Source organism: Prevotella micans F0438, assembly GCF_000243035.1.
Classification (GTDB): Bacteria; Bacteroidota; Bacteroidia; order Bacteroidales; family Bacteroidaceae; genus Prevotella; species Prevotella micans.
Window position 1 is genome coordinate 240,060 of record NZ_JH594523.1, and the last position, 23,565, is coordinate 263,624.

At 46.2% G+C, this 23,565-nt stretch carries 16 protein-coding genes; 10 read left to right on the forward strand and 6 right to left on the reverse strand.

Annotated elements, in window-relative coordinates; translation table 11 throughout:
- Positions 1-230: 230 nt before the first annotated feature.
- Positions 231-1,208: an ROK family protein gene (locus HMPREF9140_RS08825; protein WP_006953395.1), complete on the reverse strand. Its 978-nt coding sequence runs from the start codon at positions 1,206-1,208 to the stop codon at positions 231-233.
- A gap of 166 nt (positions 1,209-1,374) precedes the next feature.
- Between HMPREF9140_RS08825 and HMPREF9140_RS08830 the strand changes: the two genes are divergently transcribed.
- The 7 genes from HMPREF9140_RS08830 (at position 1,375) to recA (ending at position 9,542) form a co-directional block, all read left to right on the forward strand.
- Positions 1,375-2,049, forward strand: a complete 675-nt coding sequence (locus HMPREF9140_RS08830; RefSeq protein ID WP_025073410.1) for a LysE family translocator — start codon at positions 1,375-1,377, stop codon at positions 2,047-2,049.
- Positions 2,050-2,059: 10 nt separating this feature from the next.
- The gene (locus HMPREF9140_RS08835) at positions 2,060-2,668 is read left to right on the forward strand and encodes a DUF4924 family protein (RefSeq protein WP_006953397.1); all 609 of its coding nucleotides are present in this window, start codon (positions 2,060-2,062) and stop codon (positions 2,666-2,668) included.
- A gap of 13 nt (positions 2,669-2,681) precedes the next feature.
- Positions 2,682-3,557, forward strand: coding sequence for a dTDP-4-dehydrorhamnose reductase (rfbD, locus tag HMPREF9140_RS08840; protein ID WP_006953398.1), 876 nt, complete (start codon positions 2,682-2,684; stop codon positions 3,555-3,557).
- The gene (locus tag HMPREF9140_RS08845) at positions 3,554-5,122 is read left to right on the forward strand and encodes a peptide chain release factor 3 (RefSeq protein WP_006953399.1); all 1,569 of its coding nucleotides are present in this window, start codon (positions 3,554-3,556) and stop codon (positions 5,120-5,122) included. The genes rfbD and HMPREF9140_RS08845 overlap by 4 nt, the downstream gene beginning before the upstream one ends.
- Before the next feature lie 1,490 nt (positions 5,123-6,612).
- Positions 6,613-7,224, forward strand: coding sequence for a DUF6621 family protein (locus HMPREF9140_RS08850; protein WP_006953400.1), 612 nt, complete (start codon positions 6,613-6,615; stop codon positions 7,222-7,224).
- A 15-nt stretch (positions 7,225-7,239) separates the two neighbouring features.
- The gene (locus HMPREF9140_RS08855) at positions 7,240-8,478 is read left to right on the forward strand and encodes a saccharopine dehydrogenase family protein (RefSeq protein WP_006953401.1); all 1,239 of its coding nucleotides are present in this window, start codon (positions 7,240-7,242) and stop codon (positions 8,476-8,478) included.
- Positions 8,479-8,525: 47 nt separating this feature from the next.
- Entirely contained in the window at positions 8,526-9,542 is a 1,017-nt protein-coding gene (gene recA / locus HMPREF9140_RS08860; RefSeq protein ID WP_006953402.1) for a recombinase RecA, read from the forward strand.
- Between the two features lie 205 nt (positions 9,543-9,747).
- Here recA and glgP read toward each other — a convergent pair whose 3' ends face one another.
- Together glgP and HMPREF9140_RS08870 are read right to left on the reverse strand one after the other, a co-directional pair.
- Complete coding sequence (gene glgP, locus HMPREF9140_RS08865) at positions 9,748-12,306, reverse strand: alpha-glucan family phosphorylase (protein ID WP_006953403.1); 2,559 nt, start codon at positions 12,304-12,306, stop codon at positions 9,748-9,750.
- 145 nt (positions 12,307-12,451) lie between these two features.
- Positions 12,452-14,137: a glycogen/starch synthase gene (locus tag HMPREF9140_RS08870; protein WP_018572049.1), complete on the reverse strand. Its 1,686-nt coding sequence runs from the start codon at positions 14,135-14,137 to the stop codon at positions 12,452-12,454.
- Between the two features lie 148 nt (positions 14,138-14,285).
- Between HMPREF9140_RS08870 and HMPREF9140_RS08875 the strand changes: the two genes are divergently transcribed.
- The 3 genes from HMPREF9140_RS08875 to HMPREF9140_RS08885 all read left to right on the forward strand — a co-directional run bounded on the left by HMPREF9140_RS08875 (position 14,286) and on the right by HMPREF9140_RS08885 (position 19,668).
- Positions 14,286-14,735 carry a hypothetical protein gene (locus HMPREF9140_RS08875; RefSeq protein ID WP_006953405.1) on the forward strand — a complete coding sequence of 150 codons (450 nt, stop codon included), beginning with the start codon at positions 14,286-14,288 and terminating at the stop codon, positions 14,733-14,735.
- 111 nt (positions 14,736-14,846) lie between these two features.
- Entirely contained in the window at positions 14,847-16,895 is a 2,049-nt protein-coding gene (locus HMPREF9140_RS08880; RefSeq protein WP_006953406.1) for a protein-disulfide reductase DsbD family protein, read from the forward strand.
- A 142-nt stretch (positions 16,896-17,037) separates the two neighbouring features.
- Positions 17,038-19,668: a substrate-binding domain-containing protein gene (locus HMPREF9140_RS08885; RefSeq protein ID WP_006953407.1), complete on the forward strand. Its 2,631-nt coding sequence runs from the start codon at positions 17,038-17,040 to the stop codon at positions 19,666-19,668.
- A 438-nt stretch (positions 19,669-20,106) separates the two neighbouring features.
- On the opposite strand, the gene HMPREF9140_RS08890 is transcribed toward HMPREF9140_RS08885, so the two are convergent.
- The 3 genes from HMPREF9140_RS08890 to HMPREF9140_RS08900 form a co-directional block, all read right to left on the reverse strand.
- A complete protein-coding gene (locus tag HMPREF9140_RS08890) occupies positions 20,107-21,126 on the reverse strand; it encodes a DUF6261 family protein (protein ID WP_040556498.1) in 1,020 nt (339 codons plus the stop codon).
- Between the two features lie 324 nt (positions 21,127-21,450).
- Positions 21,451-23,106: a fimbrillin family protein gene (locus HMPREF9140_RS08895; protein WP_006953409.1), complete on the reverse strand. Its 1,656-nt coding sequence runs from the start codon at positions 23,104-23,106 to the stop codon at positions 21,451-21,453.
- Between the two features lie 26 nt (positions 23,107-23,132).
- Complete coding sequence (locus HMPREF9140_RS08900) at positions 23,133-23,339, reverse strand: hypothetical protein (RefSeq protein ID WP_006953410.1); 207 nt, start codon at positions 23,337-23,339, stop codon at positions 23,133-23,135.
- Positions 23,340-23,565 lie beyond the last annotated feature (226 nt).

A 23,565-nucleotide genomic window follows, 5' to 3' on the forward strand; every position in this document is an offset into this window, starting at 1 on the left:
ATTTGTGTTAATAGAATTTGGCAACTTGTTCATTGCTTTTAATAGTTTGTTTTTCGCTGCGAGAGGGATGTTGTTTGTTTTTAAGGTATTCCCGAATGGACAAATTCAGGAGCGCAACATGCCATCCATCCCTAAATAAAAAAGTAGAGGGGGCGACTATATCCTTTTACAAGGAATTATAGTTTTGCCTCCCTCTACCAACAGAATTATGCAAACAATCTATTCTGGACTTAGAGTTCCCAGCCGATAGCCGATGCACCTAGAACGGCGGCTGATGCGTCGTCGAGCGAGCTAACAAGGAATTTAGCTTTGTCTTTAAATATTCTGAGAACATGTGCGTCGTAGGATTTCTTTAGAGGTTTCATCAACAGGTCGCCGGCCTTTGTGAGTCCGCCGAAGAATACGAATGCTTCGGGAGAAGAGAATGCGGCAAAGTCAGCACATGCCTGACCGAGAATATCACCCGTAAAATCGAACACTCTTTTGGCAAGCTTGTCACCTTGTCCGGCGGCAATCGAAACGTCGAGCGATGTGATGTCTTCTACTTTTATTTCGCGCAACAACGATACCTCATCCGAATTTTTGAGGAACTCGCGAGCTGTACGTGCCACTCCAGTTGCAGAGCAATAGGTTTCAATGCAACCTTTACGACCGCATCCACAAAGTCGACCTTCTCCTCCACGGAAGAATATACTGTGACCGAGCTCACCGGCGAATCCGTCACAACCGTAGACTACTTGTCCGTTTATCACGATTCCAGATCCCACTCCTGTTCCGAGGGTTATCATGATAAAGTTTTTCATTCCTCTGGCCACGCCGTATTGCATCTCACCGATTGCGGCTGCGTTGGCATCGTTGGTTAATCCTACAGGAATTTTGAGATGTTTCTCAAACATTGCTGCCAATGGCACGGTACCTTCGTGTCCCCACGACAGATTAGGTGCGAATTCGATAGTTCCCTTATAGAAGTTGCCGTTGGGTGCTCCGATTCCCATTGCTTTTATTTGGCCTATTCCTCCCACTTTGGCCACAATGGGTTTGAGCGCTTCGACGCCTGCTGAGACAAAGTCTTCAACCGTTGTGTAAGTCTGTGTCTTAATAGTGTTGGTTGCCAACACCTGTCCACGTTGATCCACTATTCCGAAAACGGAATTAGTCCCTCCCAAGTCTAAACCTATAACGAAGGGCTTCAGTTCTTGAACGTCCATAAAATAATAAGTTTTTATGATGAAAAATTATACGCGCAAAGTTAAGTAGATGTTCACAATTAAACGTATATGGGCTTCTGTAATAAAGCCGCCAGAGCGGAGTGGTTCGTAATCTCGAATTTGTGCATACGGTAATCTTTTCGCACTTTTGCAATCAATTATGGACATGCAACTTCCCATTCAATTAGATATTCTTGATTTTATTTTTAAAGGCTTACTGATAGGCATCATTGCCTCAGCGCCGATGGGGCCAGTGGGGATTCTCTGTGTTCAGCGCACTTTGAATAAGGGTCGATGGTATGGCTTTATCACTGGCGTCGGGGCTGCCATAAGCGATTTTCTATACGCCTTGATTGTAGGTTTAGGAATGAGCTTTGTAATGGAACCTCTACAGAATCCTGCCTATCGGTTCATTCTTCAAATATCGGGCAGTGTTCTCTTGATGCTTTTCGGAATATATTGCTTCTTATCTAATCCGATGAAAAAGATGCACAAGAGCGGTAACATCAAGGGAACACTTCTTCACAACGGGGTCACGGCTTTCTTTGTCACCATATCTAACCCACTGATTATTTTTCTGATGATGGCTACTTTCGCGCAGTTTGCTTTTGTTCAGCCTTCACGCGTTCCGGAAATGATAATCGGGTTTGCTTGTATTCCGATTGGTGCACTGCTTTGGTGGTATGGACTGACGTGGCTTATTGACAAGATTCGCGAGAAGTTCGATGTCAACGGCATTCTCATCATCAACAAGGTTATTGGTGCCGTTGTGATTCTTTTTTCTCTAATTATGCTCATCGGTACAGTATTCAACCTGTATCATTTGCCGTCTTATTATTGAACGGAACATTATGTTTATTGCTAAAGAGTTGAGGCAAAAAAGCGTGGCCGAATATCTGCTCTACATGTGGCAGATAGAAGATATTATTAGGGCTTACGGATGTTCGCTCACAAGAATACGGGAAGAATATATAGACCGATTCGGATATGACGACGAACGCAAAGCCGACGAAGAAGATTGGTTCGGTGATTTAGTAAGGATGATGAACGAGGAAGGGTGTCGCCAACAAGGACATCTGCAAATCAACAAAATCATTATTCAAGAACTCACCGAGTTGCACAACCAGTTGCTGGCGTCGTCGAAATTCCCTTTCTATTCGGCCGAATACTATCGTGTGCTGCCTTTCATCGTTGAACTGCGCGGTAAAACCAAGCAGGTTGCCGACGATATGGCACGAACAAACAATGAACGTTTGAAAGATGTTGCCGCTCACCTAAAAGAGAGCGAAATTGAAACATGTTTCGACTTCCTTTACGGCGTGATGATGCTTCGACTGCAGAAAAAAGAAATCAGTCAGGAAACTAATTCAGCCATGAAAGAAATAACCACACTAGTGGGAATGCTGGCAGACTATTATCAAAAGGATAAAACAGAAGGTCTGCAATTTGAAGACAACTAAAGAAGGTATCAAAATGAATATTCTAGTAACGGGCGCCAATGGACAATTGGGTAACGAAATACAATTGGTAGCGAAAGAAAGTAAAGACAACTATGTGTTTACCGATGTGTGTGGCGACTATGCGAAGCTCGACATCACTAACCCAACCGAAATCGAAAACATGGTACGGCAAAACAACATAGAATGTGTTGTGAACTGTGCTGCGTGGACAAACGTAGACAAGGCCGAAACAGCCGGCCAGATAGTAGAAACCCTCAACGCTGCTGCCCCCGAAAATCTCGCAAGAGCAATGAAAAAAGTGGGTGGAATCCTCTTTCACATCAGTACCGACTATGTGTTCGGCGCCGACCCTTACAACACTCCTTGCAATGAAAATCAGCAGGGGACTCCTACTGGAGTCTACGGTTTCACCAAGCTTCAAGGCGAACAACGCATCATCGCAACCGGTGCAAGTCACATCATCATACGCACAGCCTGGCTTTACAGTGAGTTCGGCAACAACTTCGTCAAAACGATGTTACAACTCACTTCCACCAAGCCGCAACTCAAGGTAGTGTTCGACCAATGCGGAACGCCAACCTATGCCAAAGACCTCGCCGACGCAATATTCAATATTATCGAGAACAGGAAATTTTCCGGACACGATGGAATATATCATTTCTCGAACGAGGGAGTTTGCAGCTGGTATGACTTCGCCGTGAAAATTGCCCGACTAGCCGGAAACAACAGCTGCGACATTCAGCCATGCCACAGCGACGAATTCCCATCGCCAGTAAAACGCCCGGCCTATTCGGTACTAGACAAAACAAAAATCAAAAACACCTTCGGCATACACATTCCACACTGGGAAGAGAGTCTAGAAAAATGCCTCAGAAACCTGAAACCATGAACGAAATAGAACGTCGGCGAACTTTCGCCATCATCTCACATCCCGACGCCGGAAAAACAACGCTCACCGAAAAGTTCCTCCTCTTCGGCGGACAAATTCAGGTGGCCGGAGCAGTGAAAAGCAATAAGATTAAGAAAACTGCGACGTCCGACTGGATGGACATCGAAAAACAGCGCGGAATATCGGTATCCACTTCAGTGATGGAGTTCGATTATGAAGGCTACAAAGTCAACATCCTCGATACGCCCGGTCACCAAGACTTTGCCGAAGACACCTATCGTACACTCACAGCTGTCGACTCCGCAATCATTGTAGTCGACTCCGCAAAAGGCGTCGAAACACAAACACGCAAGCTCATGGAAGTGTGTAGGATGCGCAACACACCCGTAATAATTTTCATAAACAAAATGGACCGCGAAGGCCGAGATCCATTCGACCTCCTCGACCAGCTCGAAGAAGAACTCAAAATCAAAACCCTGCCCCTCTCCTGGCCCATCGGACAAGGCCTGCGCTTCAAAGGCGTCTACAACATCTACGAGCAAAACCTCAACCTCTTCACCCCAAACAAACAACGCGTCACCGAAACCATCGAAGTAGAAATATCCTCCGAAGAGCTCGACAACCAAGTCGGAACCGATTTCGCTCAACAACTCCGCAACGACATCGAACTCATCGACGGCGTTTATCCCGAATTCAATATAGAAGAATATAGAGCCGCCCAAACAGCCCCCGTATTCTTCGGTTCGGCACTCAACAATTTCGGCGTGCAAGAGCTACTCAACTGTTTCGTCAAAATAGCCCCCAGTCCGAAACCCACCCAGGCTGAAGAGCGAATCGTAGCACCCGAAGACTCCTCCTTTACCGGATTCATCTTCAAGATAACCGCCAACATCGACCCCAACCACCGGAGCTGCATAGCCTTCTGCAAAGTATGCTCCGGAAAATTCGAGCGCAACCAGCCATATCTCCACGTACGAAACAAGAAAACCATGCGATTCTCGTCGCCCACACAATTTATGGCACAACGAAAAAGCACTGTCGACTCAGCATTTCCGGGCGACATCGTGGGATTGCCCGATAGCGGAGGGCAATTCAAAATAGGCGATACCCTAACCGAAGGCGAAATCCTCCACTTTAAAGGTCTACCCAGTTTCTCGCCCGAACTTTTTAAATATATCGAGAACGACGACCCCATGAAATCCAAACAGTTCACCAAAGGTCTCGAGCAACTCATGAACGAGGGCGTAGCCCAGCTTTTCATCAATCAGTTCAACAACCGCAAGATTGTCGGAACCGTGGGACAGCTGCAATTCGAAGTAATCCAATATCGCCTCGAGCACGAATACAATGCCAAGTGCCGCTGGGAACCCGTACACCTTCACAAAGCCTGCTGGATTGAAGCCGACAACGAGGTAGAACTCGAGAACTTCAAGAAACGGAAATATCAATACATGGCCAAAGACACCGAAGGCCGCGATGTATTCCTCGCCGATTCAAGCTATATGCTAACCATGGCTCAACAGGATTTCGAGCACGTTAAATTCCATTTCACAAGCGAATTTTAGCATCTCCACTCGAGTTTCCATCCATTTCCAAACAGTTCACCCTCCAAACGAACCCCAAAGGTTATCCCTCAACCTTTGGGGTTTGTCATACCTCATCCCTAAGTTAATATCCACACCGTGACGAGGTCCGCCAAATATAGAATGAGAACATTTTTACGCGAGTTCGGTTTAATAGAGCCCCCACTCGGGCGTTAGCCCGCATGTAGGGACAGACCCCGTGTCTGTCCGCACCAGATGACAGGACGAAATATGTTATGCGGTCGGTAGACCGAATTGGCAGAGAGAGGCGGACAGACACGGGGTCTGTCCCTACATGCGGGCTAACGCCCGAATTGGCATCCGTTGTTTATTACCCATTGGCTCCTTCGGAGACTTAAGCAGACATCTTAAACCGAACTCACGTATTTCTAATGTGAATTCGATTCCAAATGCATGTCTTGATAGCTTTTAAACCTTACAACAAGTCTGTAAACGTTAGTTTGATTGCCCGTGAGATATGCAACAAGGAGAGTAAACCTTAGTTTGATAGTCGATGAACTTTGCGAAAGGAGAATAAACGTAGGTTTGATTGCCAGTGAGCCATGCAACGAGGAGAGTAAACCTTAGTTTGATAGCTGATGAACTTTACAACTGGGAGACAAATTCCTTCTTGCTCCGAGTTGCAGAGTTTTTTCTAATAATGACTTACTAAAATATTCTTTTCATAGCATATTGAATATATCCTATATATTAACATGTGTTTTCCATACCCTATGGAATTTATTATTCATACTACATTATACTTTCCATAGTCTATGGAAAGTACATAATATACTAATTTGTATTTTCCATTGTCTATGGATTTTATCATCTATATTATCATGTTCTTTCCATAGATTATGGAAAGAACATGATATACTAACGATAGTTTTCCATAATCTATGGAAACAATAAAATATACCAACGATAATTTTCCATAGACTATGGAATAAGCAAATATACTAGTTATAGTCTTCCATGGACTATTAGATTTACAATACAAATAAATCCTATTTTTAAATACTACAAGTAATATACATGTCAGTATATTACTATTTAAAAAAAACATGCAATTCAGAGCAAGAAGGAATTTGTCTCCCAGTTGTAAAGTTCATCAGCTATCAAACTAAGGTTTACTCTCCTCGTCGCATGGCTCACGGGCAATCAAACCTACGTTTATTCTCCTTTCGCAAAGTTCATCGGTTATCAAACTAAGGTTTACTCTCCTTGTTGCATGGCTCACGGGCAACCAAACTAAGGTTTACAGACTTGTCGTAAGGTTTAAAAGCCACCAAAACCATTTTTAGGTTCCCGTCGCAGAATTCAAATACATTCCAAAATCATCGTTGCTTGCGGTCGTGATTTCAACTTCCAACAAGAAGGCAAAAATTACAATAAATCAGGAAGTTGGACACATCAAAACCCAAATGTTTTCCTTTGAGTTTCAGGTCGATTAGAGTATCTTTGCGCCTATGAATATTCAACAACCCCAGAACTTTAAGTGGAGTGAGAACGTGATAATAATCGACGGAGATTATGTAGACAGAGTAGCGTTCAACCTCATTGTGAATTTTGAAAGAATGCTTAATCGAAAAATTCCGTCTGCCGATTTCAGCCAATGGATAGTAGACGTGTCACTAGACGGGAACCTACGACCGGGAAAACACGAAACACAGGTAATTATCTTACACGACGAAAACAGTAAGAAGCTGGAAAACTTCGTACCATCCGATTATGAAACCGAATTTAACGGTCAGGCATTCAACGACGATGTACTCGGCGAATTCATCATCAATACCATAGCCACCGGCAATGACGTGGCACAGAAAAACGATGTTATGCTCGACCTCATCACAATCATCCTTCCACACAACGAGGTGCGACGAATGATGATGCTGCCCGACACCGACGACCATCACACTCTAGGTATGATTCGGAACGCCCTCCGACCAGCCGGAGCCGAAAAAGAAATAACACTCTTCGGCATGCAACCCTTCGAAGGCGGAAACTTCAAACAACAAGTACTAGGCTATTCGCTCATGGACGCCATGGGCATAAAAGCCAGCGAACTCGAAAAACAATAAAAAACAAAGAATAAAATGAACAGAGTTTTAATGATAGGCGCAGGAGGAGTAGCCACCGTTGCCGCCTTTAAAATTGTGCAGAATCAAGACGTATTCAACGAACTAATCATCGCAAGCCGACGAAAAGAAAAATGCGACGAGCTTGTGAAAGCAATTCACAACAAAGGCTACAAAGCAAACATCAAAACAGCCCAAGTGGATGCCGACGACGTTGAACAACTCAAAGAATTATTCAATAAATACCGTCCGGAACTAGTGATAAATCTGGCCTTACCCTATCAAGACCTAACCGTGATGGAAGCCTGCCTGGCTTGTGGATGCAACTATCTCGACACGGCAAACTATGAGCCCAAAGACGAAGCCCACTTCGAATACAGCTGGCAGTGGGCCTACAAAGAAAGGTTCGAACAAGCCGGTCTAACCGCCATCCTCGGATGCGGATTCGACCCCGGAGTGTCGCAAGCATTCACAGCCTATGCCGCAAAACACCATTTCGACGAGATACACTATCTCGACATCGTAGACTGCAATGCCGGCAATCATCACAAAGCATTCGCAACCAACTTCAACCCCGAAATAAATATCCGCGAAATAACACAAAAAGGCCTCTACTATGAAGACGGACGATGGATTGAAACCGAACCGCTCGCCATTCACCGCGACATTACATACCCAAATATCGGGCCGCGCGACTCATATCTCATGCACCACGAAGAACTCGAATCGCTCGTGAAAAACTATCCCAGCATAAAGCGAGCACGATTCTGGATGACATTCGGACAGCAATATCTCACCTATCTCGACTGCATCCAAAACCTCGGTATGAGCAGGATAGATGAAATAGACTATGAAGCCAAACTGGCCGACGGTTCCGGTAAGACAGCCAAAGTGAAAATCGTTCCGCTGCAATTCCTCAAGGCAATCCTACCCAATCCGCAAGAACTCGGTGAAAACTACGACGGCGAAACATCCATAGGATGCCGAATCAGCGGAATCAAAAACGAAAGAGAACAAACCTACTACATCTACAACAACTGCAAACACCAGGATGCCTACAACGAAACAGGAATGCAAGGAGTGAGCTACACAACCGGCGTGCCGGCAATGGTGGGCGCAATGATGTTCTTTAAAGGATTATGGCGCAAACCCGGCGTATGGAATGTCGAAGACTTCGACCCAGATCCGTTCCTCGAGGAACTCAACCAACAAGGACTGCCATGGCACGACGAAATCGGCGGAGACCTCGAACTCTAAAACCAACCCCGGAAAAGAAACAAACAACCTAGAAACAATAACGCACAATGGCAAAAGAAAAAGACACTGAACAGAACGACAAAATGAAAGCCCTACAGGCAGCAATGGCCAAAATCGAAAAAGACTTCGGCAAAGGAGCCATCATGCGCATGGGCGACGAACAAATAGAAGACATAGAAGTGATTCCAACCGGCAGTCTAGCCCTAAACACAGCTCTAGGCATCGGAGGCTACCCCAGGGGCAGAGTCATCGAAATCTTCGGTCCGGAAAGTTCCGGTAAAACAACCCTGGCCATCCACGCCATAGCCGAAGAACAAAAAGCCGGTGGAGTAGCCGCATTCATCGACGCAGAACACGCATTCGACAGATTCTATGCCGAAAAACTTGGAGTCGACGTAAACAACCTCTGGATTTCGCAACCCGACAATGGCGAGCAAGCCCTCGAAATAGCCGAACAACTCATCCGCTCATCGGCCGTCGGCATAATCGTAGTCGACTCTGTGGCCGCCCTAACACCCAAAAAGGAAATCGAAGGCGATATGGGCGAGACCACCGTCGGACTCCAAGCTCGACTCATGAGCCAAGCTCTGCGCAAACTCACCTCAACCGTCTCCAAAACCAACACCTGCATTATCTTCATCAACCAGCTACGCGACAAAATCAACAGTATGCCTTTCTCCAATCCTGAAACCACAACCGGTGGAAATGCCTTGAAGTTCTACAGCTCCATAAGGCTCGACATACGCAAGATTGGTAGTGTCAAAGACGGAGATAAAATCCTCGGTAACCTAACCCGCGTGAAGGTAATCAAGAACAAAATGGCTCCGCCGTTCCGCAAAGCCGAATTTGAAATAACCTTCGGCGAAGGAATCTCAAAGACCGGCGAGCTTCTCGACCTCGGCGTTCAATTCGAAATCATAAAGAAAAGCGGTAGCTGGTTCAGTTACAACGATACCAAGCTAGCCCAAGGTCGCGACGGCGCCAAGAAAGTCATCAAAGACAATCCCGAACTTGCCGAAGAACTCGAAGGCCTCATCAAGCAGGCTATCATCGAGAAACAGTGATTATCCTCACCTCTTCACTAGTTCAATTATTCATCAACTCCCCCAAAGGTTATTTCTCAACCTTTGGGGGAGTTTCATTTTTGACTTCTAACTCTTAAAATCGGCTAAAAGAAAAACCTCTCTCGGATGGGAAAGCCGAGAGAGGTTCGTGGGGAATGAGATAAAATGGGTGCAATGGGGTGAGATATGTAGTGGCCGATGAGGGCTAGTCGAGCCACTTTACATAAGCGAAGTCTTGCCTATGAGCTAGGAGCTTGCTCTTTGGGAACATACGAACGGCACATTTGAAAGCGCCGGCAGCATCGGGTTCGAAGGCTACTTCGAAAGTGTAGAGGTTGCCTTCGGCTTTGACGAGTTTGAAGGGAATCACTTCATGAACCGATTGTTCGGCCGAAGGATCGCTGTTGAGCACTACAAATTCAAGACCGATGGCGTCGTTGAGGCCTTGCTCGTCAATTACGTATGTGAGGTGGGTTTTCCTACCGGTTACAACGTCTTGCAACTCATCGATGTTCTTGCTTACTACGTGAATGCTGTCCCATCGCTCGGCTACGGTTTCTTTCCATAGGGCAATCTCCTTTGCCAAACGATTATCGTTGGCATGGAGTTTCTTGGAGCGCTGGGCTTCTTTTTCGTAGAACTTTGAATAGTAATCGTCGAGCTGGCGCTTCATTGTGTAGTGAGGTGCGATGCTGGCGATTGAGTTCTTAACCACGCCCACCCAGTCGGCCGAGTAGTCGCGCTTCTCGGTCTTGTTGAAATAAAGGGGCACGATTTCGTTTTCGAGTAGTGAGTAGATGGTTGCTGCGTCGAGCTGGTCCTGATAGGTTTGATTCTCGTAGGTTCGTTCTTGTGGCAGAGCCCACCCGGCTCCTTCACGATAACCTTCAACCCACCATCCGTCGAGCACGGAAAGATTTACAACGCCGTTCATCTCAGCTTTTTCGCCCGATGTTCCACTAGCTTCGAGCGGTCGAGTTGGTGTGTTCATCCATATATCTACTCCCGAAACGAGGCGCCTGGCAAGCTGCATGTCGTAGTCTTCGAGGAAGATTATCTTACCGAGGAATTGCGGCATGCGCGATATTTCGAATATTCGCTTGATGAGTCCTTGTCCAGCTCCGTCGGCAGGATGTGCTTTTCCGGAGAAGAAGAAGAGCACAGGATGCTCGGGGTCGTTTACGATTCGCTCGAGGCGTTCGAGGTCAGTGAAGAGTAGGTGTGCTCGTTTGTAGGTTGCAAATCGTCGACAGAATCCAATCATGAGAGCGTTGGGGTTTATGCGTTCGAGTATGGAAACTACTTTTGCGGGGTCGCCCTGATTACGCAACCATTGCTGGGTGAATTTGTCGCGGATGTATTTGATGAGTTTCTTTTTGAGGGCCATCCGTGTGTTCCAGATAATTTCGTCGGGAACGTTGTAGATGGCGTGCCATATTTTCTCGTTGCTTTGGTCGGAAATGAAACTCGAGTCGAAGTATTCGTCGTAGACTTTGCGCCATTCGGTGGCTGTCCATGTGGGCAGGTGAACGCCGTTGGTTACATAGCCTACGTTGTTTTCTTCCGGGAAATAGCCCTTCCATAGCGGTGCGAACATTTTCTGACTAACCCATCCGTGAAGTTTGGATACGCCGTTAATTTCCTGACTGGTGTTGCAGGCGAAGGTGCTCATGCAGAATCGTTCGCTGTGGTCGTCTGGATTTGTTCGTCCCATGCCGATGAATTCATCCCATGAGATACCGAGTTTTTCGGGATAGGCTCCCATGTATTTGCCGAAGAGTTCTTCGTCGAAATAGTCGTGTCCGGCCGGCACTGGTGTATGAACGGTGTAGAGCGACGAGGCACGAACCAGTTCCATTGCTTGGTTGAAGGTTAGACCTTGGTCGATGTAATCGCAGAGGCGTTGTAGGTTGCAGAGGGCGGCGTGACCTTCGTTGCAATGGTAGATGTCCTTCTTTATGCCGAGCTTTTTGAGGGTTAGAATACCGCCTATTCCGAGGAGAATTTCCTGTTTGATTCGGTTTTCCCAGTCGCCTCCGTAAAGGGTGTGGGTTATGGGTCGGTCGAACTCGGAGTTCATGTCGTTATCGGTATCGAGGAGATAGAGTTTTATTCGTCCTACGTTGGCCACCCAGACTAGTGCGTGAACCTGATAGCCGTTATATGGCACATCGACCACTACTTGGTTTCCGTCTTTATCGAGCACTCGTTCGATGGGCAATGAGTTGAAATTCTGGGCGTCGTATTTGGCTATTTGTTGTCCGTCCATCGACAGGCTTTGTGTGAAGTAGCCGAATCTGTAGAGGAATCCCACGGCGCATAGGTCGACATTGGAATCGGATGCTTCCTTGAGATAGTCTCCGGCCAGCATACCGAGTCCGCCGGAATATATTTTCAATACTTGGTTTATTCCGTATTCCATCGAGAAATAGGCCACCGATGGGCGTTTCGTGTCGGGCTTTACGCTCATGTACTCGGTGAAGAGCTTGTAGACTTCTTTCACGCGCTTCATGAGTTCTTTGTCTTTTACTATGGCTTCTTTGCGCTCGTAGCTAAGGCGTTCGAGTAGCAGGACAGGGTTGTGCCCCACCTCTTCGTAGAGTTTTTCGTCGAGGCTTTTGAACATGTTTCGTGCTTGGTAGTTCCAAGACCACCACATGTTGTGAGCCAGTTTGTCGAGGCTTTCCATTTCTTTCGGAAGGCTCGATTTCACGTTAACCTCTTTCCAGCGAGGTTCGTTTGCATAATCCGATTTAATCTTCATAATCTTTTGAATTTATTTATCCTGTTACAATTTTAAAATATCTTGTTCTCGGGTGGTTGTCTAGTCCTAGGATAGATGAGATGTTGTCCTAGGACAGATGACCTCTAGTCCTATACCTGATGATGACAAGTCGTATTCTTGTCGACTACAAGTCGCATACTTGTGGGGCACGGGTCGTATTCTTGTCACTGACGCGCTTAATGGCGTGCTGCAGAGCGAGGTCGTAGGCAGCTTCGTAGTGCCTGATGAACTTGCTCCACAAAGCTTGTTCGGATAGCTTGGCAGCGGCTTTTCGGCAGAGATTTACTTTGTCTTTGCTGAAAGCCGAGAAGGCTGCTACGGTGCTCTTTATTTCGTCTACCACTTCGGCGTGGTTATAGTCTGTTCGATGAATAACCTTTACTCCGTCTTCAAGCTCGGCATATCTACCCTTGGCGGCGTTGGCCCAGAGACCGAATCCTGCGAGGTCGGTTGTTATACAGGGCACTTTGAATGCGATGGCTTCGAGCGGAGTGTAACCCCACGGTTCGTAGTACGAGGGGTATATGCAGAGGTCGTGACCAGGCAGAGCGTCGTAGTAGTCGAGTTCGAGAACGCCGTCGTTACCGTTGAGATAGCATGGCAGAAAGATGAGCTTAACCTTGTCGGAAGGCACATTCCTTATATTAAGACGACGGAAGGTGTTCATAACTGCGTCGTCGGCCATGTTGTTGAGATGATGGGTGAGCATAGGGGTGTCGAGCGGGGTGTCGAATTTTTGTCTGCTTTCAAGACGATCTACAAGGTCTTTGCGAGGTGCGCCCCACCATCCGGGTACTTCTACAAAGGCTACAATCTGCTTTTTGAGATTGAGGTCGAAGTTTAGTCCGTTCATGGCCTCAATGAATACGTCTATGCCTTTGTTGCGGAACTCGTATCGCCCACTGGTTGAAACTATCAGGGCGTCGTTGTCGATTTGCGTTCCGGTAAGGGCACGGGCAACGTTGAGTAGTCGGCGTCGGGCATCGCTGCGTTTCTTCTGGAAGTCGGCTCCACGCGGAACGAAATCGTTTTCGAATCCGTTGGGCAATACTACATCAGCGGGCTTGTCGAGTAGTTCCCGACATTCCGTAGCAGTGATGTCGCTAACGGTTGTGAAGCAATCTACGTTGTGGACGGTTTGTTTCTCGATGGAGTGCTTGCTCTGTATGTTGAGTTCCTGTGCCATCTGATCGCCGTTATAAGCCCACAGATATTCATAGAGCGGCTTATTGTTGCCGGCTATGCTTCGACCAATACATGTAGCGTGTGTGGTGAATATGGTAGCTATCTGTGGAACTAACTCGCGAAGAACGAGCGCTGCAAAGCCGGTTTGCCATTCGTTCGCATGAAAAACAACTTTCTTACTATCGTCGAGATAAAACCGATAGAAGCTTTCTACTACCTTAGCCGCGCCGTAGGCAAACATGGCAGAGTCGTCATAATCGCCATAGGCATGCAGACTATCGACTTGGAAATCTTCCCACAGCTTACCATAGATGTGATTCTTTTCCGGAAAGAACTGCTTGAAATCAACAAGTACTGCAATCGGGTTACCGGGCACTAGCCATCGTCCCACCTTTATTGTCAGCCCCTCGGTGGTTGCCTTCCGACGCCAATCGGCAAAGAGCTTATCATCAGATTTGAAATAAGAATATTGTTGTTCATTTCGACAATCCGGGCCAATAAAAATAATGTGGTCGTTCAACTTCTCCTGTAAGGTTTTTGCGCGAGTGGAAAGAACAGTATAAATGCCTCCCACTTTGTTGCACACTTCCCAGCTTGTCTCAAAAATATAATCCGGAAATAACATCTTTCTACCTAAAAAGTAACTACTAATGAAGTGCTGCAAAGGTAGCATAAAATAGCACACTTCAAAATGTTAGCTCCACTAATTCAAAAAAGAGAAGATAATGATAGACATAAAGCAGTAAATTTGCACAAAACAAGAAAAACTGTCTATGAAACAAATTTCAATCATTATTCTGTCAGTTGTCTTTGCACTCACCGCATTTGCCATTAAAGGAAATACGGCTCCTGCTCAACCGATCGATTCTACAATCTTCAAGGTGCATCTAGATAATAAGGAATATCAGGTGTGGCTCGACATCGATTTCTATAACAACAACATCATCGTTCCTAAGCAAGAAGTATTCGGCCCTGTACCCGGTTACCTGGGAGCAGTACGCGATACTAGGAAATGGATAATCTCCGACGCGATCGTGAAAGGACGAAGCGCGCAACTAACCATCATAAACGATTATGGTAGCGAAGACCTTAAAGCTCGTCTAACTCTGAATGCCGATTCTACCTATACCTTCGAGCAAATGTCGGGAAGCACTATCAAAATCGTAGTCGATAATAAATGGCTCAAGCTCCCAAAGAAACTCATTTTCACAAGGAAGAAATAGAAAATAGAAAAATAATTATCTTTGCATCGCTTAAATACTTATTCTACAAAGCCTGAGAGAGAGTAAGTCTAGGAAAGCACAAAATCAATATTCACGAATACAAAGAAGAACATGTTAAAGCAAAGAAATCTCTTATTCGCTTTGTTCCTAATGACCTGTTTGGGTGCTTTAGGACAGCAGATGCCGGTGCATTTCAGTGTGCATCAAAAACAAGTTAATCCGGGAGAAGTTGATGTTGTCTTCACTGCGAAAATAGACAACGGATGGCATGTCTATTCCACAGGCTTGCCAGCCGACGGGCCAACTTCAGCCACTCTGCATACAGAGAAAGCAGAGGGGGCAGAACCAATGGGCAAACTGGTGGCTCGCGGAAAAGAACTCAACGTACAAGACAATATCTTCGGAATGAAACTGCGCTATTTCGAAAAGAGCGTAACTTTTATTCAGAAGTATAAAATCACCGGCAAGACCTATAAAATAAAAGGCTACCTAGAGTATGGAGCTTGCAACGAAGAAATGTGCATGCCACCGTCGACAGTAGAGTTTAATTATAAAGGTAACGGACCAGCTGATGCGCCCGAAACAACTGAAAAAGAAGCTGACACAAAAGAAGAGACAGCCTTGACAAACGCTGACTCTACAAAATCGGAACAAGCAACAGCTCTTTCTCTTTCAGACTCAACACAGAACACTGGTTCAGAAACAACAGTTGCTTCGGCCAGCGAATTGTGGAAACCGGTAATTAAAGAACTAGAGACATTTAATAAAAATCAAGGAGGCGAAAGCAAATCGTTGATTTATATTTTCCTTATGGGAATTGTAGGCGGACTCTTAGCCCTACTTACCCCATGCGTTTGGCCTATCATTCCGATGACCGTGAGCTTCTTCCTGAAGCGTGCCAAGGACGATAAGAAGAAAGGTGTTAGAGATGCCATAACCTACGGAATCTCTATTGTCATAATCTACATGGCACTGGCTTTCCTTATCACCGCTATCTTCGGCCCACAAAAGCTCAACGACTTGGCAACAAACGCACCCTTCAACATATTCTTCTTCCTATTGTTAGTGGTGTTCGCATTCAGCTTCTTCGGATGGTTCGAACTTCGTCTGCCATCGTCGTGGGGAAATGCAATCGACAATAAAGCATCATCAACTACAGGTTTGCTATCAATATTCCTCATGGCGTTCACCCTTTCGTTGGTTAGCTTCTCGTGCACAGCTCCCGTAATCGGATTGCTTCTCGTGCAGGCAGCAACAAGTGGCGACTGGGCTGCTCCAACTGTCGGAATGTTCGGATTCGCCTTAGCCCTGGCCCTTCCGTTCTCGCTCTTCGCACTCTTCCCAACATGGCTCAAACAAGCACCGAAGTCGGGCTCATGGATGAATATGATTAAGGTTGTACTCGGATTCATCGAACTGGCCTTCGCATTGAAGTTCTTATCGGTTGCCGACCTGGCCTACGGATGGCACATTCTCGACCGCGAAACATTCCTCGCACTGTGGATTGTTATCTTTGGATTATTGGGATTATATCTCATAGGAAAACTCAAATTCCCACACGACGACCCAACGCAACATGCCATGCCTGTGCCGTCAATAATGCTCGGACTTGTTGTTCTAGCCTTCACCATCTACATGATTCCAGGTCTGTGGGGTGCACCATGTAAAGCCGTGAGTGCTTTCGCCCCACCGATGTACACTCAGGATTTCAATCTCCAAGATAACAGCGTACATGCACAGTACACCGACTATGATGAAGGAATGCAAGCTGCAGCCCGAGCCGGTAAACCTGTTATGATTGACTTCACCGGATTTGGCTGTGTGAACTGCCGAAAGATGGAAGGAGCTGTATGGTCGGATCCTCAAGTGGCCAGCAAGCTAACAAAGGATTATGTTCTAATCTCGCTCTACGTCGATGACAAAACGCCGCTCAAGAGCCCGATAGAAGTGAAGAATTCCGACGGAACTACACGAACCCTCCGCACAGTAGGCGACAAATGGAGCTATCTAGAGCAAATGAAGTTCGGTTATCTTGCCCAGCCTTTCCATGTCACTGTCGACAATCAAGGAAAGCCTCTTAGCGGAAGTTTCACCTACAAGGAAGACATTCCAGGCTATCTCAAATTCCTCGATAAAGGACTAGAGAACTACAAGAAATAACCCCCCGTCTTTCCGTCCACAAACAAGAATCCCGATGCGAATCTAGCTATAGAGTTGCATCGGGATTTTCTTTCCCCATTATTTCTTATTCATCTGCTTAACTTTGCCCCGCACAACTTCTTCTAAATAACATTTGAACAATATGAAAATCAGGTTTTCGATTCTGCTGCTATTCATTGGAGCCATCTTTGGCCTAATGGCTTGTGAAAAGGAGCAGAAGCAATATGTGATTGGCGTGTCGCAATGTTCGGAAGACATTTGGCGTGACAAACTCAACGACGAACTAATCATGGGAACCTATCAGCACGACAATGTCAAACTCAGATTTGCATCGGCCAACGACGACGACCGATTGCAAGCCCGGCAGATACGTCGATTCCTTCGTGAAGGAATCGACCTCCTTATCGTTTCGCCCAACCAGTTGCATACCATCTCGTCGGCCATAGATGAGGCATACGACCGAGGCATACCTGTAATTCTATTCGACCGAAAAACCGATTCTCGAAAATACACAGCTTTCATCGGCGCCGATAATTTCGAAGCCGGATGGGAAATGGGAAACTTCATTGTCAACAAACTAAAAGGTCGAGGGAATATTGTCGAAATAAGCGGGCTCGAAGGTTCGTCGCCAGCTATAGAACGACATCGAGGTTTTATGAAAGCTATTTCCCGACATCCTGAAATAAAACTCATCGCCCGTCGACATGCCGGATGGCTCAAACAAAAAGGCGAAACCGAAATGGACAATATTCTTGACTCCGTTACAGAAAAAATAGACTTCGTTTTCGCGCAGAACGACCGTATGGGACTAGGAGCTCGGCAAGCCTCACTCAAACACGGATTCAAGGAAACCAAATTTGTGGGAATCGATGCTCTACCAACACCCGGAGGCGGACTGGAAAATGTGCGCGACGGTCGACTAGCCGCCTCATATATTTACCCTACCCGCGGCGACCTCGTAATGCAGCTCGCAATGAACATTCTCGAAAACAGACCCTTTAAACGCGACAACTATCTCAAAGGCGCACTTGTAACACGAGAAAACGCCGACGTACTACTAATGCAAGGCGAAGAAATGGCCAAACAACGAGCACGATTATCATCTCTCCACAGCAAGGTAGACTCATATCTCGCACAGTACAACCACCAAAAAATGTATCTCCTCCTTTTCAGCATAATAATCTTGCTCCTCATCGGAATAATCGTCTACACCTATCGCACCGCCCTAGCAAAACGCCGCCTCGAACGCGAGGCTGTCAACGCAAAGCTCCAATTCTTCACGAACATCAGCCACGAACTACGCACACCGCTCACTCTAATTGCCGAACCCGTGAAGCACATAATGACCGACCCTAACCTCACCCGCAAACAACAAAACATGCTGCAAATTGTCAACCGAAATGTGGCAATACTCATCAGACTCGTAAACGAAATACTCGACTTCCGGAAAATCCAAAACGGAAAGATGGAACTAACCCTAACCTCCTTTAACCTAGGCGAGCATATGCACCGATGGCTCGAACTCTTCGCTGCCTCGGCCGAGAAAAAACACATAAAACTGCAACTGTACGTCCACGACCAACTGCCAATGCTAGCCGACCTGCACAAGGTTGAACAAATTTCCTACAACCTCCTAAGCAATGCCATTAAACACACTCCACGAGGCGGAGAGATTACGCTCTCGGCCACGCAGCAAGATCAAAATGTCAGAATAACCGTTGCCGACAACGGCCCAGGAATACCATACGACGAACAGCCACACATATTCAAACGATTCTATCAAACCCGAACATCGAACAAAGGCGGAACAGGCATCGGCCTGGCCATCGTCAAATCGTTCGCCGAAATCCAAGGCGGCTCCGTAACTCTCGAAAGCACCCCCGGAAAAGGAGCCGCATTCACTGCAACCCTCCCGCTTACTGTCCAAGATATCAAAGCAAAAACATCGTCAACAGAGCACACCATGGCACAACCCTACGAAATGCCCGCAAATGTTATAACCGGAAAAATCACCAATACAGCCAACAACGAAAAGCCACACCTGCTCGTGGTCGACGACAACGCCGATATATGTGCCTACATAGCCGAAATCCTTGACCCAAACTACAACATAACCCTAGCCGCCGACGGACGCGAAGCTCTCAATAAAGCACTCCGCGATGTGCCCGACATAATTCTATGCGACGTAATGATGCCAGTGATGGATGGAATGGAATTCTGCCGAAGAATAAAACAAGACATCATAACCAGCCATATACCCGTTGTACTACTAACAGCCCGCTCGCTCGACGAACAACGTACCGAAGGATACAACTGCGGAGCCGACGCATACATCACAAAACCTTTTACAGCCGAATTACTCAAATCCCGACTGCAAAGCCTTATCGACAACCGCCGATTAATGAAGATAGCTTTCTCGGCCGACTCTCCCATGCCATCGATACCGAAAAGCGCCGAAACCATTTTCGTAGACAAGTTCCGCCAGATAATCCAAACAAAACTCTCCGACCCCGAACTCAATGTCGACCGCATCAGTAACGAAATGGCTCTGAGCAAAGCCCAACTCTATCGAAAAATCAAAGCCCTGACAGGCACATCGCCTGCCGACATACTGCGCGAAGCCCGACTGAAACGCGCCGAAAGATATCTTCAAACAACAGACAAGAACATAGCTGAAATAGCCTATGAAGTAGGATTTTCATCGCCATCCTATTTCACAAAATGCTATCGCGAATATTTTGGGCACACTCCGAATAAACGACAATCAATCTAATCCCCCTACACTCCCCTGAAGTCTTCCTACATAAGCAGCCCCCATCAACCCAACAAATGCCAACTCGGCCGATAGGCCGCATGTAGGGACAGACCCCGTGTCTGTCCGATACCCATGCCAATTCGGTCTGCCGACCGCATGAGATTTTTTCTGCCCTGTTCTGCACGAATATTTATCCTGTCTTGGTGGATGGACAGGTGGTGTGTCGGACAGACACGGGGTCTGTCCCTACGTGCGGGCGTTCCGCCCGAATTGGCATCTGTTGGGTAGAACAAACATATCAAAGGAGGATTTTGTTGGGCTTATATAAAGATTTCGGGGCTTATAAAAACGAGCGACCTGCACGCGTCGTCATGACGGATGCAGGTCTTAATGATTATATAAACGATTTATCTTTCTTCCCCGGATTCGGGGAGGGAGGGGAAATTATTTTCCCCCTTATACTTTATCTTCTCCGGGGTCTTCTTCTCGTCCGGGTTTGGGGGAGCCGCCACCGGTTCCTCCGCCAGGCTTATTTCCACCGGAGCCGGTGCCGGTTGATTTTCCGCTCGGCTCGGGAACGACGACGAGTTTGCCTTTAGAGATTACGACCCAGATGGGGCTCTTGCCGGCGACGTTCAGTAGATACGCGCGCTTACGGCCTGTTCCGCGGAACTCGCGGGCGAACGAGAGGGCACCGCTCGAGAGGCCGCGTTCTCGCTCCAGTTCGGCGAAGAGCGGCTCGAGCTGAGCAGCGTATTTATCCATGTCGCGCTCGTGGGACGATTTGTTAGACGATTTGCGCTGCGCAAGATGAGCTTGCCAATTGTCGGCCTGGAAGTTGTATTGTTCCACCAGTTTTTCGATGGGCGGTGTAGGGTCGAGGTCGGCAAGCGCGATGATTCGTGTTAGAATCGTGTCGAGCGCCTTATCTACGGCCCCTCGCAAAGCGCGAACATCGAATTGACCGTGCGACTTGCTAACTTGAGCGCGATTGTGGTAAACTTCGTCGAAAGCTCTGTTAGCATTTTCCAGTCGTGTAACGGCAGGCATGGCACCCAGTCGGGCGAGCATGGCGGGCATATCACCCTCCTTGGTGTCGGCGATAAGATTTTTAATCATTCCCGTTTCCTGAACGTAGCCCTGAATATCGGCTTGCGGATAGCGCGACATAACCTCGCGGAGGCGTTTGGCGGCTTTAAGGGTCTCTTCGTCGTCCGACTGCAAATACATCTTAACCAACAACCGAAGTGCCTGATAAGCCTTGTCGCGCGCGTCGTCGAGTTTCACGAGGTCTTCGGTTCCGAACAGAACTTTCGACTGGTTTAGTGCCTTATCTTCGGCCTCGATAGCATCGCTAAGCGGTTTAAGTACCGCGGTTAACTTCTCAACGTTCGCCTCTTTGCATAGTCGTAAAATTGTGTTGGCGAACTCCAGGTGCTCAATGTGTCGTAGCTGACTTCTCATGAATTTTTTCATGTTGTTTGAGTTTTGAAATTTGTAATAGAATGGCTTTGAATAGCTGACTTTTATTTGTTTTACGTCTTCCAATTAGTTGGACGATGCGCCCGGGAATTTTTCTGCTCTTCCAACTAGTTGGACGACGTGTCACAATTTATTTGGACTCTTCCAACTAGTTGGATGACGTGCCACAATTTATTTGGACTCTTCCAACTAGTTGGATGATGTGCCACAATTTGTTTGGGCTCTTCCAACTAGTTGAATGACGTGCCCGAGATTTTTTCTCCTCTTCCAAGCAGTTGAAAGATTTGTATTGCATTATTTTCCAACATCCGATAATGTTTAGAAGTGAGTAAATGGGCGAATTGCAGCATAAGCTGGCCAATAATAACTCTTAAAAGTAAGACGATTTCTATCATAAGGCTCTATCTCTAAAGTCGCATAAATGCCTGGAGCATATTGAGTACTTGTTGCATAATTGCCAAATATCATTCGTCCAATTGCATTATAAGTGTTTATAGGAAAATATCTTGTGAAATATTGGTGGATTGCCATTGAAAAAGTTATCCTTGTTCCCCAATTTGTTATACCACTCCAGTCTATGGGGTAGCCACATTGTTTTGACATTACAGTATAGGCTTCTATCCATTGCCCAGCACTTGGTAGAAACCACCTGATATTCGATGCTACAGGGACACCAGGGTTGTAATGAGCTGCCTCATAATATATGTTGAAATTAGTTTGATCATTCGCTCTGAATATACCATCCGTATTACCAGATGGTTCCCATGTCCATTTCTCGCCATCCATATCATTAACTAAACTAGCTACAGTCGAGTATGTTGTAGAGTTGTATTTACCTCCGGGTGGGTTCTGGTCGGGATATTCGTTATTATTGTATTTGGTAGTGTTTTGCAATGCCATTGCCAGTCCTTTTGACGAGGCTGTTTTATCGCGTATAACTAAGCCGATACGCGACTTTGTTGGATTGTCTGTGAGATACCCGCTGGTGCCGTCGCTAAATAGATATTTCAATTTTGCCCATAAGAGAATTGTCATTTGATAGTTTTTATTGAGCCCCATTATATTACCATATGACGGATCTCCTGATTTAAAACCTATTGGTTTTGCATCGCTTAAATTACGCCCATCTCCAAAGGTTCCGCTCGTGAATTTCATACGCAGATTTGATATATCTACTCCAGGTGTATAATATATGTATTTATCGGGAGTTGCCCAACCTTGCATGTTGCTACCAGTGATTTCTGCTCCTGAATAAGAAATGGTACTTGGAGATATTGTACCTGAAGTTTGGCTAAAAGAATTAGTTGATGCAACATAAACTAATTTTGTTGGCCCATTAGAGTTTACTGGATAGATAGATGCTGTTGCACCGGGAAGTAGTTTCCCATAAGTCTGTAATTGGATGCTTAAACGCGAGCACGCATGTCTCATCTGGAAAGCTACTTTGCTCTGTGTACCATAGATAGATTGAGAGGTTTGCCCAAAGAAAGCGTCTTTTGCGTCATTGACGTTTAATTCCAAATTGTTGCCTACCTCTTGGAACTTGTCGTTGTAGCAAACAAAGTCGTACGTGCCCGGCTCTAAAATCATTTTGGTGGCCGAACTGGCATCGGGAGTAAACGTTGAGCCATTGAAAGTTCCTTTCATTGAACCCTTCAATACACCACCTTGATAGGCACGTATAGAATAATGCTTGTTTACAATGGCACGGGTGCGTGGTTTGGGATGAGAGCCTGCCTCAAAAATCTGCACCTCTCCTTCTATTCCATTTCCCAAATCAACATACTCATGTGAAACAGGTTTAGACAGTGTGCGGGTTTTATTCCAGTCAATACTGTCGAACTCTTCCTCTACGATATCAAAGTTAAGTCCTACCGATTTATTATCATGTTTGGGATTATCTACAGGCTCATTACCACAAGATGAAAAACCTATTGTTAGTCCTGCAATTAAGATGAATATTGTCTTTTTCATTTAATTTGTTTTTATCAATCTATATTTTAAACTTCCATTTCTCCTGAGAGTCCCCAGTTCTCCATTTCCCATCCAGTGTCTTCTTCTGGTTCGTTAGAAGATGCTGCGTTTGGGGTCACAGTAGTACAAATAAAACCCTCGTACTCTGTTTTTATAATCCGGCATTGGGGAGCTACGTAATATAGCTTTTGTCTTTGTGGCGTTTCAGCCATCGTCAGTGATTTTGTTTCCATAATTCTTTCTTTTTATCCTTTGAAAAACATTGATTATTTCTTCGTTATTTCTTCCTTACGCGGCTCGGAAAAGGGCACGACAAATGGAACAATAAAACTCGCCGGAGTTTCATTGTTTAAAGGATTTGCGTAACTTCTACGCGCGCGTAAAAAAATATAATTAGAGGCTAGGTGTGTGTGTGTGTGTGTGTGTGTGTGTGTGTGTGTGTGTGTGTGTGTGTGTGTG

Excerpts from the sequence above, each read along its gene's own strand:
- HMPREF9140_RS08825 (WP_006953395.1), bottom strand. The coding sequence starts at position 1,208 with ATGGACGTTCAAGAACTGAAGCCCTTCGTTATAGGTTTAGACTTGGGA.
- HMPREF9140_RS08890 (WP_040556498.1), bottom strand. The coding sequence starts at position 21,126 with ATGAAAAAATTCATGAGAAGTCAGCTACGACACATTGAGCACCTGGAG.
- recA (WP_006953402.1), top strand. The coding sequence starts at position 8,526 with ATGGCAAAAGAAAAAGACACTGAACAGAACGACAAAATGAAAGCCCTA.
- HMPREF9140_RS08845 (WP_006953399.1), top strand. The coding sequence starts at position 3,554 with ATGAACGAAATAGAACGTCGGCGAACTTTCGCCATCATCTCACATCCC.
- HMPREF9140_RS08830 (WP_025073410.1), top strand. The coding sequence starts at position 1,375 with ATGCAACTTCCCATTCAATTAGATATTCTTGATTTTATTTTTAAAGGC.
- HMPREF9140_RS08875 (WP_006953405.1), top strand. The coding sequence starts at position 14,286 with ATGAAACAAATTTCAATCATTATTCTGTCAGTTGTCTTTGCACTCACC.
- HMPREF9140_RS08835 (WP_006953397.1), top strand. The coding sequence starts at position 2,060 with ATGTTTATTGCTAAAGAGTTGAGGCAAAAAAGCGTGGCCGAATATCTG.
- HMPREF9140_RS08855 (WP_006953401.1), top strand. The coding sequence starts at position 7,240 with ATGAACAGAGTTTTAATGATAGGCGCAGGAGGAGTAGCCACCGTTGCC.
- glgP (WP_006953403.1), bottom strand. The coding sequence starts at position 12,306 with ATGAAGATTAAATCGGATTATGCAAACGAACCTCGCTGGAAAGAGGTT.
- HMPREF9140_RS08850 (WP_006953400.1), top strand. The coding sequence starts at position 6,613 with ATGAATATTCAACAACCCCAGAACTTTAAGTGGAGTGAGAACGTGATA.
- HMPREF9140_RS08885 (WP_006953407.1), top strand. The coding sequence starts at position 17,038 with ATGAAAATCAGGTTTTCGATTCTGCTGCTATTCATTGGAGCCATCTTT.
- HMPREF9140_RS08900 (WP_006953410.1), bottom strand. The coding sequence starts at position 23,339 with ATGGAAACAAAATCACTGACGATGGCTGAAACGCCACAAAGACAAAAG.
- HMPREF9140_RS08870 (WP_018572049.1), bottom strand. The coding sequence starts at position 14,137 with ATGTTATTTCCGGATTATATTTTTGAGACAAGCTGGGAAGTGTGCAAC.
- HMPREF9140_RS08880 (WP_006953406.1), top strand. The coding sequence starts at position 14,847 with ATGTTAAAGCAAAGAAATCTCTTATTCGCTTTGTTCCTAATGACCTGT.
- HMPREF9140_RS08895 (WP_006953409.1), bottom strand. The coding sequence starts at position 23,106 with ATGAAAAAGACAATATTCATCTTAATTGCAGGACTAACAATAGGTTTT.
- rfbD (WP_006953398.1), top strand. The coding sequence starts at position 2,682 with ATGAATATTCTAGTAACGGGCGCCAATGGACAATTGGGTAACGAAATA.